This is a genomic window from Rhodococcus sp. ARC_M6, from assembly GCF_022810305.1.
GTDB lineage: Bacteria > Actinomycetota > Actinomycetes > Mycobacteriales > Mycobacteriaceae > Rhodococcus_F.
This window is the reverse complement of sequence record NZ_JALGQH010000005.1, coordinates 199,336-213,671: the sequence shown is the minus strand read 5'-3', so window position 1 is coordinate 213,671 and position 14,336 is coordinate 199,336. Positions and strand designations below refer to the sequence as shown.

Annotated in this window: 15 protein-coding genes; 12 read left to right on the top strand and 3 right to left on the bottom strand. The window is 62.9% G+C overall.

The window, feature by feature from the left end; all coding sequences use genetic code 11:
- Nucleotides 1-13: 13 nt before the first annotated feature.
- Nucleotides 14-355: an acyl-CoA carboxylase epsilon subunit gene (locus tag MTX36_RS09265; protein WP_243619416.1), complete on the bottom strand. Its 342-nt coding sequence runs from the start codon at nucleotides 353-355 to the stop codon at nucleotides 14-16.
- Nucleotides 352-1,992, bottom strand: coding sequence for an acyl-CoA carboxylase subunit beta (locus MTX36_RS09260; RefSeq protein ID WP_243619415.1), 1,641 nt, complete (start codon nucleotides 1,990-1,992; stop codon nucleotides 352-354). The genes MTX36_RS09265 and MTX36_RS09260 overlap by 4 nt, the downstream gene beginning before the upstream one ends.
- 116 nt (nucleotides 1,993-2,108) lie before the next feature.
- Between MTX36_RS09260 and MTX36_RS09255 the strand changes: the two genes are divergently transcribed.
- The 5 genes from MTX36_RS09255 to MTX36_RS09235 are packed head-to-tail and all read left to right on the top strand — an operon-like array spanning nucleotide 2,109 to nucleotide 6,250.
- Nucleotides 2,109-2,963, top strand: a complete 855-nt coding sequence (locus MTX36_RS09255; RefSeq protein WP_243619414.1) for a biotin--[acetyl-CoA-carboxylase] ligase — start codon at nucleotides 2,109-2,111, stop codon at nucleotides 2,961-2,963.
- Nucleotides 2,964-3,015: 52 nt separating this feature from the next.
- Nucleotides 3,016-3,591, top strand: a complete 576-nt coding sequence (locus tag MTX36_RS09250) for an HdeD family acid-resistance protein (protein ID WP_094272071.1) — start codon at nucleotides 3,016-3,018, stop codon at nucleotides 3,589-3,591.
- 35 nt (nucleotides 3,592-3,626) lie between these two features.
- On the top strand, nucleotides 3,627-4,196 hold the full coding sequence (locus MTX36_RS09245; RefSeq protein WP_243619413.1) for a PH domain-containing protein: 570 nt from the start codon (nucleotides 3,627-3,629) through the stop codon (nucleotides 4,194-4,196).
- 38 nt (nucleotides 4,197-4,234) lie between these two features.
- The gene (locus MTX36_RS09240) at nucleotides 4,235-4,915 is read left to right on the top strand and encodes a response regulator transcription factor (protein WP_094272073.1); all 681 of its coding nucleotides are present in this window, start codon (nucleotides 4,235-4,237) and stop codon (nucleotides 4,913-4,915) included.
- A gap of 15 nt (nucleotides 4,916-4,930) precedes the next feature.
- On the top strand, nucleotides 4,931-6,250 hold the full coding sequence (locus MTX36_RS09235; RefSeq protein ID WP_243619412.1) for a HAMP domain-containing sensor histidine kinase: 1,320 nt from the start codon (nucleotides 4,931-4,933) through the stop codon (nucleotides 6,248-6,250).
- A 6-nt stretch (nucleotides 6,251-6,256) separates the two neighbouring features.
- Here the strand turns inward: MTX36_RS09235 and MTX36_RS09230 are convergent, their stop codons facing one another.
- Nucleotides 6,257-6,805: a GtrA family protein gene (locus MTX36_RS09230; RefSeq protein ID WP_243619411.1), complete on the bottom strand. Its 549-nt coding sequence runs from the start codon at nucleotides 6,803-6,805 to the stop codon at nucleotides 6,257-6,259.
- A gap of 121 nt (nucleotides 6,806-6,926) precedes the next feature.
- Between MTX36_RS09230 and MTX36_RS09225 the strand changes: the two genes are divergently transcribed.
- From MTX36_RS09225 to MTX36_RS09195, 7 genes are all read left to right on the top strand, one after another.
- Nucleotides 6,927-8,192, top strand: coding sequence for a 5-(carboxyamino)imidazole ribonucleotide synthase (locus MTX36_RS09225; RefSeq protein WP_243619410.1), 1,266 nt, complete (start codon nucleotides 6,927-6,929; stop codon nucleotides 8,190-8,192).
- On the top strand, nucleotides 8,176-8,694 hold the full coding sequence (gene purE, locus MTX36_RS09220) for a 5-(carboxyamino)imidazole ribonucleotide mutase (protein ID WP_243619409.1): 519 nt from the start codon (nucleotides 8,176-8,178) through the stop codon (nucleotides 8,692-8,694). Before MTX36_RS09225 ends, purE begins: the two co-directional genes overlap by 17 nt.
- Nucleotides 8,695-8,703: 9 nt before the next feature.
- On the top strand, nucleotides 8,704-9,081 hold the full coding sequence (locus tag MTX36_RS09215) for a hypothetical protein (protein WP_243619408.1): 378 nt from the start codon (nucleotides 8,704-8,706) through the stop codon (nucleotides 9,079-9,081).
- Nucleotides 9,082-9,099: 18 nt separating this feature from the next.
- A complete protein-coding gene (locus MTX36_RS09210; protein WP_243619407.1) occupies nucleotides 9,100-10,281 on the top strand; it encodes a sensor histidine kinase in 1,182 nt (393 codons plus the stop codon).
- Between the two features lie 21 nt (nucleotides 10,282-10,302).
- The gene (locus MTX36_RS09205; RefSeq protein ID WP_243619406.1) at nucleotides 10,303-10,995 is read left to right on the top strand and encodes a response regulator transcription factor; all 693 of its coding nucleotides are present in this window, start codon (nucleotides 10,303-10,305) and stop codon (nucleotides 10,993-10,995) included.
- Between the two features lie 92 nt (nucleotides 10,996-11,087).
- A complete protein-coding gene (locus tag MTX36_RS09200) occupies nucleotides 11,088-11,891 on the top strand; it encodes an ABC transporter ATP-binding protein (protein ID WP_243619405.1) in 804 nt (267 codons plus the stop codon).
- Nucleotides 11,888-14,335, top strand: coding sequence for an ABC transporter permease (locus tag MTX36_RS09195; RefSeq protein ID WP_243619404.1), 2,448 nt, complete (start codon nucleotides 11,888-11,890; stop codon nucleotides 14,333-14,335). Before MTX36_RS09200 ends, MTX36_RS09195 begins: the two co-directional genes overlap by 4 nt.
- Nucleotide 14,336 lies beyond the last annotated feature (1 nt).

Genomic DNA, 14,336 nt, shown 5'->3' with positions numbered 1-14,336 from the left:
GGAGCAGGCTAGATCAGCCGCGCCGCATCGACGGGTTCAGGTATGCGTACGGAGAGTACGGCGCACGCGTGCGATGGAACTGCGTCGGATCGCCCCATGTTTCCGTGGGAACGGTCTCGGCCGGAGCGGAGCCGCCGCCGGCTGCAGCAGCAAGGACACTGACCAGCGCCGCGATCTCGACGTCGGTGGGCGAGCCCTTGACGATCTTGATCACGGACGCGTCGGAAACCGGGGTTTCCGTCAGTTCAGCGAGGACGCCGTCAGCCGCAGATTCGTCGACGACGACACCGTTGGCGGACTGAGCCTCTACAACTGCGACATCTTCGCGCGCGATGTCCTCGGTAACTGCGGTCATAGGGGAATGTTCCCATGCTTCTTGGGCGGAAGGGAAACAGACTTACGCTCGAGCAGTCGTAGTGCGGCGACGATCTGGCCACGGGTGTGCGACGGCGGGATGACCGCGTCGACGTATCCGCGCTCGGCAGCGACATACGGGTTGACGAGGGTGTCCTCGTACTCGTTCTGCAGCTTCAAACGCAATGCGTCGACGTCGTCACCGTTCTTCGCGGCTTCGAGAAGCTGCTTGCGGTAAACGAATCCGACAGCGCCCGAAGCGCCCATGACGGCGATCTGTGCGGTCGGCCACGCCAGGTTGAGATCGGCGCCCATGTGCTTGGAGCCCATGACGTCGTACGCTCCGCCGTAAGCCTTGCGAGTGATGACGGTGATCTTGCCGACCGTGGCCTCGCCGTACGCGTATAGCAACTTCGCGCCGCGGCGGATGATGCCGTTGTACTCCTGCTCGGTACCGGGCAGGAAGCCCGGGACGTCGACGAGAGTGATGATCGGGACGTTGAACGCGTCGCAGGTACGGACGAAGCGCGCAGCCTTCTCGGAAGCATCGATATCGAGGCAACCGGCGAACTGCATGGGCTGGTTCGCGACGATGCCGACGCTGCGGCCGTCGACGCGACCGAAGCCGACGATGATGTTCATCGCGCGCTCGGCCTGGACCTCGAGGAATTCGTCGTCATCGAGGATGCGACGGATGACCTCGTGCATGTCGTAGGGCTGGTTGGCCGAATCGGGGATCAGGGTGTCGAGTTCGATGTCCTCGGCGGTGAGGCTTTCCTCGATGGATCCGACGATCGGATCGGTGATCTCGCCGCGCGGTGCTGCGGCCTGGTTGTTGCTGGGCAGGTAGCTCAGGAGGTCCTTGACGTAGTCGAGGGCATCCTGCTCGCCGGAAGCGACGTAGTGAGCGACACCGGACTTGACCATGTGGGTGCGTGCGCCGCCCAGGTCTTCCATGGTGACGTCTTCGCCGGTGACGGTCTTGATGACGTCGGGACCGGTGACGAACATCTGCGAGGTCTCGTCGACCATCACGACGAAGTCGGTGAGAGCGGGGGAGTAGACGTGGCCGCCGGCAGCGGGGCCCATGATCAGGGAGATCTGCGGGATGACGCCGGATGCCTGGACGTTGCGGTGGAAGATCTCGCCGTACAGGCCGAGCGAGACGACGCCTTCCTGGATACGGGCGCCGGCGCCTTCGTTGATGCCGACCAGCGGACGGCCGGTGCGGATCGCGAGGTCCATGACCTTGACGATCTTCTCACCGTAGATTTCGCCGAGGGATCCACCGAAGACGGTGGCGTCCTGCGAGAAGACGCAGACGTCGCGGCCGTCGATGGTGCCGTAACCGGTGACAACGCCGTCGCCGACGGGACGGTTGTCGGCGAGGCCGAAGTTCACCGAGCGGTGACGGGCCAATTGGTCGAGTTCGACGAACGAACCTTCGTCGAGGAGTGCGGTGATGCGCTCACGGGCGGTCAGCTTGCCTTTGGCGTGGACTTTGTCGATGGCGGCTTCGCCGCTCGGTGCCTGCGCCTGCGCTTGCCGAATCCGCAGATCCGCGAGCTTTCCCGCGGTCGTGTGGATATCGGGTGCGGTCGCCGCCTCCGGCGCGTTCGGCTCTTGGACAGTGGTCATGAGTCGTGAGCTTAACGAGAGCAGTTGGGCCGCCTCGAAGGCAGGTCCGGTTGTGGAGGTTTGACCAACCGAAGCTACTGACCAGTACATTTTGCTTGTCGTCCTAGGCTGGGACTATGTGGACCGACCTGAACCGACCGCCCCTTGATCACGCCGCATTGCAACGCGTCCTCGTGCGTAGTGACGACAACACCGACGCCCGTGCTTTCTGGAACCGACTCGACGTAGTCGAGCGCACCGGATCCACCAATGCTGATCTCTTGGTCCGCGCTTCGGATCTCGGCGCCGATCGTCATGTGCTGATTGCCGAGTATCAGGAAAGTGCGCGCGGTCGACACTCACGCAGTTGGGTCAGCCCGGCGCAGGCCCAGATCTCGATGTCGGTTCTGTTGGTCATGCCCGGACTGAACCTTGCGGACATGGGATGGCTGCCGCTTCTGGCCGGTATCGCCGTCGTCGACGCGTTGCGGTCGGTAGCCGAGGTGCCGGCAGAACTGAAGTGGCCCAATGACGTTCTGATCGGGGACAAGAAGGTGGCCGGCATTCTCGCGGAGGTGGCACGGACCACCCCCGACCCCGCCGTCGTGGTGGGCGTCGGTTTGAACGTCAGTCTCGGGGAAGATGAACTTCCGGTGCCGACGGCAACGTCGTTGCTCCTCGAGAACGCCGAGACGATCGATCGCGACACGTTGGTTCGAGCGATCGCCCGCGAATTGGCGACGCAGTTCCGCGGCTGGGAGAAATCAGGATGGGACACGGCTGTGCTGGCGGCCGAATACCGTCAGCGCTGCGGGACGCTGGGCAAACGCGTTCGCGCAGTACTGCCCGGAGACAAAGAGGTTTTCGGAATCGCAATCGACATCGACACCTCGGGTCGTGTTGTCATCGAGATCGAAGACGGCGGCGGTGAAACTTTCGCGGTTGCGGCCGGAGACATCACGCATTTGCGGGCTGCGCCGATCGCAGACTAGGAGAACAGCGAGCCTTGTCGGTTTTCGTCTGTTCGAGTGATATTTTTCGGTCATGACCACACCGATCGTGCTTCCGACCGATTCCGAGATGGCGGAGAGTGCCCGCCGAGTTCTGACCGGGATGACAGTGCTGCTGGGCCTGCTGACGCTCGGCCTAGGTATCGCGGTGCTGGTGTGGCCGAACGCCACACTGTTCGTCGTCGCGGTAGTGATCGCCATCCAGCTCTTCGGCTTCGGCATTGTTCAGATCATCCGGTCCTTCGCCGACGTCACAGCAACGGGCGGCACTCGGACTCTGGTCGCGATTTCGGGTGCACTCGCAGTGCTCCTCGGCTTCCTCGTTCTGCGCAGCCCGCTACAGACCGTGGTGCTGATCGCCCTCGTGATCGGCGCGTGGTGGGTATTCCGCGGCGTGCTCGACATCGTCGACGCGGCCAAGGGCGGAACAGTGGATCGCGGACTGTCGATCGTGCTGGGCGTGATCAGCATCGTGGCCGGTGCAATCGTCCTGCTGCAGCCGGAACTGTCCCTTGAGGTGTTCCGCATCGTCGTCGGTGTCTGGATGGTTCTCTACGGCATCATCATCGTCATCACACCGTTGGTGCTGCGCAAGCTCAGCAAGCCCTGACAGCACTGTCCGGCTGAGGTGGCAGACTGCCACTCATGGGATATCCGGAAGATGCTCTCGCGCAAGACGAGGAACTGATCCTGCATCGGCATCCGCATTGGAAGATGTTGGTGCTTCCGGCACTCACCTTTGTCCTGGCGACGGCGGTGGCGGGGTTTCTGCTCGGGCTGACACAGGATCGGGCGGACGGTACGACGCGAACAGTTCTGTCGATCGCGATCGGTGTCATCTGGCTGGGGGTTGTTCTCTGGCGCTCGGTGGCACCGTTCACGGTCTGGAAGTTCACGCATTTCATCGTCACTGATCGACGAGTCCTCATTCGGCACGGCGTCCTGACACACACCGGTATCGATATTCCGATGGGGCGGATCAGCAACGTCCAGTTTCGGCACGGCCTGATCGATCGAATGCTCAAGACCGGCACTCTCGTGATCGCGTCGGCCAGTGACGATCCGCTCGAATTCGATGACATTCCGGACGTCGAGCAGGTTCACGCGATGCTTTATCACCAGGTTTTCGACTCCACCTTGCAACCTCGGGAACGCAATCGCACCGACGATCACTACCCGGCTGATCATGATGCGGACGACGAAAACGGCTGGTAATCAACGTGCAAAGGACCGCAGTACGTACGCTGTCCCCTGTGACTGCCGTATTGCTAGCCGAAGACGACGAGGCCATCGCTGCACCGCTTGCCCGAGCATTGGGGCGCGAGGGGTACACGGTTACCGTCGAACAGACCGGGCCCGCTGCACTTCAACAAGCGCTCGAGGGTGACTTCGATCTGTTGATTCTCGATCTCGGCCTGCCCGGAATGGATGGTCTCGAGGTGTGCCGCCAGATTCGCGCACATCGAACGGGATTGGCGGTATTGATGCTGACCGCTCGAACCGACGAGGTCGATTTTGTCGTCGGTCTCGATGCGGGGGCCGACGACTACGTCGGAAAGCCGTTTCGCCTCGCCGAACTCATGGCTCGTGTTCGAGCACTGCTGCGTAGGCATGGCAGCCGTGAAGACAGCATCGTCGAGGTCGGTGGCATCCGTCTCGAACCGGCGGCTCGTCGCGTCCTGGTCAACGGATCCGAGATCGCCTTGGCCAACAAGGAATACGAACTCCTGCGGGTGCTCCTCGAGCATGCCGGTGAAGTTGTCTCGCGAGATACGATCCTGCGTGAGGTCTGGGGCGACGTCGAACTTCGTGGATCAAAAACATTGGACATGCACATGTCCTGGCTGCGACGGAAGATCGGCGACGAGGGACCGGCTGTCGAACGTCGGATCGCCACGGTGCGCGGCGTCGGTTTCCGCATCAACACCGACTAGAACGAACCCCGGTCGATGCGTCGTCGCATTCTTCAATCGATTCTCGGTGTCGTGATCCTCACGGCTCTGCTCCTCGGTGCTCCGCTGATCTACACCGCGTGGTTGTGGGTCGAGGATGTGAGCCGGAGCGACCTGCGTGTCCGCTTGGATCGGATGGCAACCGAGGTGATCGCTCAAGAAGGTGCGAGTGGGGTGGTCGACGGGACCCTCGACACCGACGCACTACGCCTACTGACCCCGCGAGGCGGCCGCCTGGTGATCGTGTATCCGACGGTCTCGGACGGGGCCTCACGTGTCGACCTCGGTGAGTCGGCGGTGAAGAACCCACTCGTCGAATCGCTGGCGATGGGATCGTCGGGATCGCTGCGCCTCGAGGTTCCTTCGGAGAAAGTGCGTACTCAGCAGAAACAAGCTGTTGCTGCGGTCGGGATTCTTGTCCTCCTCGCAATGACGACCGGCGCTGTTGTCGCCGTTGTGACCGCGCGCCGACTCGCCGATCCACTGCAAGACGTCGCCGACCGGGCGGCGCGATTGGCAGAAGGCGACTTCCGGCCCGATCCCCGGCGCCACGCCATCCCGGAACTCGACCGAGTTTCCGATGTTCTCGATGCCGCGACCGTCGAAATCGCGGGACAATTGCAGCGGGAGCGCGCCTTGGTCGGGGACGTCTCGCACCAATTGCGCAGCCGACTGACCGCAGTGCGGTTGCGTTTGGACGAGTTGTCCGTGCACGAGGATCCCGACGTAGTCAACGAGGCCGAAGAAGCGATGGCTCAGGTCGACCGGTTGACGGACGGGATCGACGAGCTGGTCCGGTCTTCGCGAAGCAGCAGTTCTGCGACCAAGAGTGTGTCCGTGGTCGGGGAACTCGAGAGCGTGACGCGCGATTGGCGACCACAGTTCGAGGACGATGGCCGGAAGCTCCGTCTCAACGGTGACCGGGGTGTGCTCGCGTCGACCACCGGTTCTCGTTTGCGGGAAGCCGTCTCGGTTTTGGTCGACAACGCGTATGAGCACGGCGGCGGCAACGCCGCAGTCTCGGTGCGGTTGATCGCGGGAGCGGGTCAACGGGAACCGATGGTGTGCGTCGAGGTGACTGACGAGGGCGAAGGCGTCGACAACAATCTTGCCCCGCACATTTTCGATCGCGGATTCTCCGGAGCCGGCTCGACCGGTGTCGGATTGGCGCTTGCCCGGGCATTGATCGAAATGGACGGCGGACGACTCGAACTGCAACGGCGCAAGCCGGCACTGTTCGCGGTGTTCTTGCCGGTGGCAACCGGGCGGGGACAGGAACGACCACCCGACGTGAGTGTGCTCCGGGAGCCGCGCTGAGCGCGGTCAGGAGTGGCCGAGTTCCTCTTCCTCTTCGGCAGTCCGTACGTGTTCCTCGGTAATGATCGGGCCGTTCTCTTCCGGGAACACGAACTTGCGGAAGGTCCAGAACCGGAAAATCATCTGCAGAAGGTTGCCGATGATGTAGGCACTGACGAAGTCGGCGATGTTCTCCGTGGCCAAACTGACTTCCGGCACGCGGAGATTGAACACGTAACTCGAGATGTACAGCGGGATGAAGCTGATCACCACGCCGATAGCGCTGATCATGAAGAACAACGCCGCCTCATGCGCGGGTTCACGGCCGCCGCGATTCTTGAACGACCACTCCCGGTTGAGGATGTACGACGCGATCACGGCGATCACGCCGGCGATGATCTTTGCGGTGATCGGCTTGGATTCGAGGATCGACAACTTGAGCGTGTAGAAGATGCCCGAGTCGATCAGGAAGGTCGTGCCGCCGACAATCGCGAACTTGATCAGCTCGCTGTGACGCAGTGCGATATCTCGGAACGGCTGGGGTATGCGGGCGATTACCCCGTCGACAAATGGCACAACTGATGAGTTTACGAAACGAAACCGCGTCGCCACCAATTTTGCGTGGAATATCAGCAGAATCACAGATAGGGGTCACTGATTGAACGCAGCGCCGCGGCACATGACAATATTGAGAGCCGTGACCGGCAACAACGCAGATCAGATTCCCGCCCGCCCGACCAGTGCACGACCGGCAAACGCTTCGATGCCTGTCGTCACCATGATCGGTGGCGGACAGCTGGCCCGAATGACGCATCAGGCGGCGGTGGCTCTCGGCCAGACGCTCCGTGTGCTCTCGGGTACGGCCGGCGAGCCGGCGGCGCAGGTCAGCCCCGATGTCGTCCTGGGTAGCCACGACGATCTCGACGCACTGCGAGCAGCAGCCGTCGGATCCAATGCGCTCACGTTCGATCATGAGCAGGTTCCGACCGAGCACCTCGAGGTGCTGGTCGCCGAGGGCGTCAACGTGCAGCCGCCGCCGCACGCACTCATCTTCGCTCAGGACAAATTGCTGATGCGTCGCAAGCTGGCCGAGTTGGGTGCACCGATTCCCGCGTACGCCGAGGTGACGTGGGCCGAGGACGTCGTACGTTTCGGGGCCGAGCACGGCTGGCCGGTAGTCATCAAGGCAACACGCGGCGGCTACGACGGCCGCGGAGTGTGGATCACCGACGACTCCGAGGAAGCCGAGGCGATCGTCACGGAGCAGCTGGACAAGGGTGTGCCGTTGATCGTCGAGGAAATGGTCTCGATGCGCCGCGAGCTGTCGGCAATGGTCGCGCGGTCACCGTTCGGACAGGGCGCGTCGTGGCCCGTCGTGGAGACCGTGCAGCGAAACGGCCAGTGCGCCGTGGTGATCGCACCGGCTCCCGATCTTTCCGACGCCGTGGCTGCAGACGCCGAACAGTTGGCGCTGCGGATCGCGTCGGAACTCGGTGTTGTCGGCGCGATGGCAATGGAACTGTTCGAGACCACCGACGGCCGCCTGATTGTCAACGAACTGGCGATGCGCCCGCACAACTCCGGCCACTGGACCATGGACGGTGCCCGGACCTCGCAGTTCGAGCAGCACCTGCGCGCGGTACTCGACTACCCCCTCGGAGACACGACGCCCATCGCGCCGGTCACGGTGATGGCAAATGTGTTGGGCGCCCCCGAAGCTCCGGAGATGACGATGGACGAGCGCGTCCACCACCTCTTCGCACGGATGCCGGATGCCAAGATTCACCTGTACGGCAAGGATGAGCGCAAGGACCGCAAGATCGGGCACGTCAACATCGTCGGCGGCGCCGGTTCGATCGACGATCCGAATTATGTTGCCGCAGTTCGGGAACGAGCTGAGCGGGCAGCGCATTGGCTTTCGTACGCAGTTTGGACCGACGGATGGGATGTACACGGTGAGTGAAAGTATGGGCGCACAGGTCGGCCTGATCATGGGCAGTGACTCGGATTGGCCGGTCATGGAGGCCGCAGCCGAAGCGCTCGCCGAGTTCGGAATCCGCTTCGAGGTCGGTGTTGTCTCCGCGCACCGCACGCCCCAGCGGATGCTCGACTACGCCAAGGATGCAGCGGGCCGCGGTATCAAGGTCATCATCGCCGGAGCCGGCGGGGCGGCGCACCTTCCCGGAATGGTTGCCTCCGCAACACCGTTGCCCGTCATCGGTGTACCCGTGCCGCTGAAGTACCTCGACGGTATGGACTCCCTGCTGTCCATCGTCCAGATGCCGGCCGGTGTGCCGGTGGCGACGGTATCCATCGGCGGCGCTCGCAACGCCGGCCTGCTGGCGGCACGCATTCTCGGAGCTTCGGATCCGGCGCTGCAGGCTGCCATGGTGGTTTTCCAGGAAAGCCTCGAAGCGATGGTTCTGGAGAAAGACAAGGCGCTGCGCGACAAGCTGCTGGGCTAGAGATTTTTTGTGTCTGAACATCGCGGCCTGCCGCTGATCCGAGCTAGTCGGGGCAGCGCGCAGGCCGCTTTTGTTACGCGCCTGGCACTGCGCTACGCGCGACTCCTGGGCGCCGACGTCACATTCGACCCGGAATTCGGCATATTTGTCGCCTCGGGCATGCGCCGCGGATTTGCCCGTGGCGGAACAACTCTCGGTGGGGTGTACCTCACCCGCCGCAATGTCAGCCGGACGGTGCTCAGGCACGAAGCGATTCACGCGGACCAATGGGCAAGGGCTGGGTTGGCATTCGGGGTCATGTACCTCTACGAGGAGATCCGTCGCCCCGGTCTGCGCAATCGCTTCGAAATCGAAGCGGGACTCGCAGACGGCGGCTACACGCACTGAGTCGCTACTGTTGGCGGCATGGCTCGCTTTCCGACTAGTGAACGCTTCGTCCGTTGGAGCGCGGATCATGCGCGCGGTATCGATATCGGTATCGCAGTCCTGGTGACACTCTCCAGTCTGGTGGTGGCGGTAGAAACCGGCCCCCTCGCGGTACCGATCTCCCTGGGCATGACGGTGCCGCTCGCCTGGCGGCGATCCAAGCCCGAACTTTCCGGCATGACAGTTGCGGCCTTTGCGGTCCTCCACGTGATCTTGATCGGGAACACACTGCTCGGCAGTGCGATCGCGGTGCCGATCTCGCTGTACGCGTTGGCCGCGTACGGCGCGCGCTGGAGCAGTCTCACCGGGTTGGGGTTGGGGCTGCTCGGGGCGATTGCGGCTGCTATCCGCTATTTCAACTACGAAGATATCGCGCTCTCGGCGTTGCTGTTTCAGTGTGCGGCGGTGATGGTCTTCGTTCTTGCAGTGTGGGCGTTCGGGGACCTACGACGCGTTCGCACCAAGCAGTTGGAGGGACTCACCGAACGCGCGCATCTGCTCGAACTCGAGCGCGCTCAGGAAGCTGAAATCGCCACCATCAGTGAGCGTTCGCGTATCGCCCGCGAGATGCACGACATCGTCGCCCACTCGTTGACCGTCGTCATCGCCCAGGCGGACGGTGGACGCTACAGCGCAGCGCAAGATCCACAGGCCGCGGTTCGGGCGCTCGAAACCATCGCGGCTACGGGTCGGCAGGCCCTGACCGACATGCGGGCACTCTTGTCCGTACTCCGCGAAGACAGTCCACGAGACTTTGCAGTGATTCCGGGCGTCGGCGACATCGATACCCTGCTCGGTGAATTGACTCGTAATGGCCTCGACGTCGAAGTTACTGTCACCGGTGAACCGCGCGAACTCTCGGCCGGCGCCGGGTTGACTGCGTATCGCATTATGCAGGAATCGCTGACCAATGTTCTCAAGCACGCCGGACCAGGCGCCCACGCTGCCGTCGAGATGACCTGGACGGAAACCGAACTGGTACTCGGAATCACCGACGACGGACGCGGCGGCAGTGCTGCCTTGGTCGAATCCTCACCCGGTGGACAAGGCCTGATCGGGATGGCGGAGCGTGCTCGCCTGCACGGCGGCACGGTCACGGCGGGCCCTCGGCCCGGCGGTGGATACAGCGTGCGCGGCGTCCTGCCGTACCGGACCGACTAGGTGGCACTTAGGGTGAATGGCATGGACGAACAGGCGAATCCGATCGCAGTGGCACTGGTCGATGATCAGCAACTGGTCCGAGCAGGCTTCCGAATGGTGATCGATTCCCAACCTGATCTCCACGTTGTGCTCGAGGCGTCGGATGGGCAGCAAGCTCTCACGGAATTGACTACCCGTCGGGTCGACGTGGTGCTCATGGACGTACAGATGCCGCGTATGGATGGAATCGAAGCAACGCGGCGGTTGCTGGCCAACCCGAACGCTCCGAAAGTGGTGGTGCTCACCACTTTCGACAACGACGAGTACGTGATGTCGGCCATCCGAGCCGGTGCCAGCGGATTCCTCCTCAAGGATGTACCACCGGAACAGTTGCTCGACGCCATTCGCACGGTGCATCGCGGTGATGCGGTGATCGAAGCCCGGGCCACGCGGCGGTTGCTCCAACACGTCGGACCACTGCTCGAAGGTTCGGCGCCCGGAGCGAAGCTCCCGGAAGAGTTGACGCCGCGGGAAGTGGAAGTCCTTGAAGCTATGGCGTACGGACTGTCCAACTCGGAGATTGCCGCCAAATTTCACGTCTCCGAAACGACCGTGAAAACCCATGTGGGAAGAGTTCTTTCGAAAACCAAATCTCGCGACCGTGTGCAGGCAGTCGTCTTCGCCTTCCAGGTCGGTTTGGTTCGCCGGGCAGACCTCTTGGGTACTGCAGACTGACCTGGTGTCCTCCCGGAGGATGACACACTCCCACTGAAGATGGCCCCGCGCTCCGACGCGGACAGCAGGCGCGCTCCCATAACGTCGACAACATGAATCAGCACAGGGGCAGTACGCCTGAAATAGCAGTGCCACCGGCGATCACGGCGCGTGGTGTCACCAAGATTTACGGCACCGGCGAAACAGCTGTGCATGCGCTGGGCGGCATCGACGTCGATTTCGGGCGGGGGATGTTCACAGCGATCATGGGTCCGTCCGGGTCCGGGAAGTCGACGCTCATGCATTGCCTTGCCGGTCTCGACACCGTTTCCGGCGGCAGTGTGTTCCTCGGCGACACCGAGGTGACAAAACTTGGCGATACCGAATTGACCGAATTGCGGCGTGAGCGTATAGGTTTCGTATTTCAGGCCTTCAATCTTCTGCCGGTGATCTCGGCGCGCGAAAACATGCTCTTGCCTATGCGTTTGGCCGGGAGTGAGCCCTCGGGGGAGTGGATGGACGAAGTTGTCACTCGACTCGGGTTGACCCATCGCCTCGATCACCTACCTCACGAACTCTCGGGCGGCCAGCAGCAACGCGTGGCAGTGGCGCGGGCACTGCTGCCGGCGCCGGACGTGATCTTCGCGGACGAGCCGACCGGAAATCTTGATTCACGCTCGGGAACAGAGGTTCTCGGATTGTTGCGTACCGCAGTGCGTGAGAGCGGGCAGACGGTGGTGATGGTGACTCATGATCCATTGGCTGCGTCGTACGCAGATCGAGTGGTATTGATCGCAGACGGTCGTATTGCCGGCGAAATCCTTCGTCCCACCGTCGATTCCGTGATCGGTGCGATGCGTGCGCTCGGCGCCGACGACCTCGCTGACATGCCGGAAACCGCGAGCGTGCTGCGATGAGGGGATTGGTCATTGCGCAGGCCAAGGCGCACGCGGGCCGCTATGTAGCATCGATCCTGGCGGTGGTGATTGCGGTCGGGTACATCGTCGCGACGCTGACGCTGAGTTCGACGGTAAATGCCAGTATCAGTAAATCCCTTGCCTCCCAGTATGAAACGACGGATGCAGTTGCTTCCGGGCCGGGAGTGAGCGTTGCCCTCCTGGAGTCGGTTCCGGGCGTGCGCGCAGTCGCCGAAGACGTGTCGGGCTCGGTCCGCGTGGATTCCGCAGCCACGGGTGCCTCGTACGGTGAGGCTCTCTCGGTTGCGCCCAGCGCGGAACTGCGGTGGGAGAAACTCGCCGAGGGTGTTGTGCCCACCGGGCCTGGACAGGCGCTGGTGAGTGCTGACTCGGGGATCCCCGTGGGCGCCGATGTCACGGTGACAGCGGCTAACTCGACCGATGCAGCCACGTCGACCGCACGAGTTGTCGGACTGGTGGACCTCGAGGGATCAGCGCAACGTCTCGGCGGAATGAAGGTATTTGCGACACCCGAGCAGGTGAGTTTGTGGGCCGGAGAATCTGCCACCCGTGAGTTTCGTGTCGCCGGTGACAGTTCGGGGACTTCGTCGGAACTAGTTGATCGCGTGGCGAGTGCTCTGCCGGCCGGATCGACGGTGATCTCCGGGGAGTCCGCTACCGAAGCAGCAGCCGCCCAGTATCTGGGCGGCACGGACATACTCAGCACGGTGTTGCTTGCATTCGGTGCCATCGCGGTAGTTGTTGCGGCACTGGTCATTGCCAATACATTTGCTGTTCTGCTTGCTGCTCGCACTCAGGAGCTTGCATTGCTGCGGTGCATCGGAGCAACGGCCAAACAAGTTCGCCGAAGCATCCGCGCCGAAGCTGCTGTCGTCGGTGGGATCGCCTCGGTGATCGGGGTGGGACTCGGCATCGGACTGGCGTGGTTGATCGGGGCCGTTGCCACCGCTGCTGACGTGCCTGTGCCGCTCTCCACACTCAGTGTCACGCCGGTGACGGTACTGGTCGGTCTCGCCGTCGGAATCGTGATGACCATGGTCGCAGCGTCGGCACCGGGACGCGCCGCCACCAGACTTTCGCCGATGGCTGCTCTTGCGCCGATGGAGTCGAAGCCGGAACGTATTCAAGATTCCGTCGTGCGCCGGGTGCTCGGAATTGTGGCGCTCCTCGCCGGAATTGCGATGACTGTCCTGGGCGTCAGTGGGCAGCAGGTGCTGCCGGCAACGATCGGTGGGTTGCTCTCGTTCCTGGGGATCGCAGCTTTAGCGGGGCGGATCGTTCCCGCGCTGATCAACAAGGCCGGCGGATTGCTGGCGCGTGCGATCGGTCCGGTCGGTGGCCTTGCCGCTGGTAACGCCGGCCGCAATCCGCGTCGAACATCCGCCACCGCAGTGGCATTGCTGATCGGTGTTGCACTGACGAGCACCCTGGTTGTCGGGATCGCCACCGTCAAAGCTGCTGCGCCCGGAGCCTTGGACAGTCAGTTTCCGGTCGACGTGATAGTGAGCGGTTCGGGTTCTGCGCCCCTGCCCGCCGCGCTCGGTACCGGTATCGGTCTGGTCGACGGTGTGCGCGCCGTGACCGGTCTGGAAAACGCCGACCTGGTTCTCGACGGACGTGGAGCTCTGTCCGGTTACGGAGTCGACGGGGCGCTGGTGAAAGATATTCTGCGTACCGAGATTTCGGTTCCCAGCGCAGGTCAGCTGATCCTTTCGCCGGCTGTGTTGAGTGACTACGGTCTCGGCACCGGCGATACTGCAACGGTGCGCGGAGATCGTGGAAGCGTCAATTTGAGGGTCGTCGAGGGCGTGGAAGGTCAACCCGCCCTACTGGATCGGGGGGACCTCGCTGCGGCCGCGACACTGCCAACCACTGATGCGTACTGGGTCAGACTCGATACCGAGACCGACGACCAAGCTCTGGTAACTACTGACCGAATCACCGAACTGGCTCGCCAGGAAGCGCCGGGCAGCAATGTTCAAGGCATGACCGAGATGCGTTCGACTCTCGATTCGATCCTGGACACGATGCTCATGGTGGTTGCGGGCCTGCTGTCGGTCGCGGTCCTGATCGCGCTCATCGGTGTCGGAAACACGATGGCGCTCTCGGTCCTCGAACGACGACGCGAATCCGGGTTGCTGCGAGCACTCGGCATGACCAAGAAGGGAATTCGGGCAATGCTGATCTGGGAAGCTCTACTCGTGGCGGGAGTTGCGTCGGTGATCGGAGTTGTGTTCGGTCTGGTGTTCGGCGTCGCGGGGACGGCGTCGGTGTTCGGGATCGACGAAGTTGCCCTGGGCGCGGTTCCGTGGGTGCAGTTGGTGGCAATTACGTTGATCGGTGGGATCTGCGGAGTGATCGCGTCACTGCTGCCCGCTCGCCGCGCTGGGATGGTCTCGCCGGTCAGTGCGCTCGCCGGTTGAA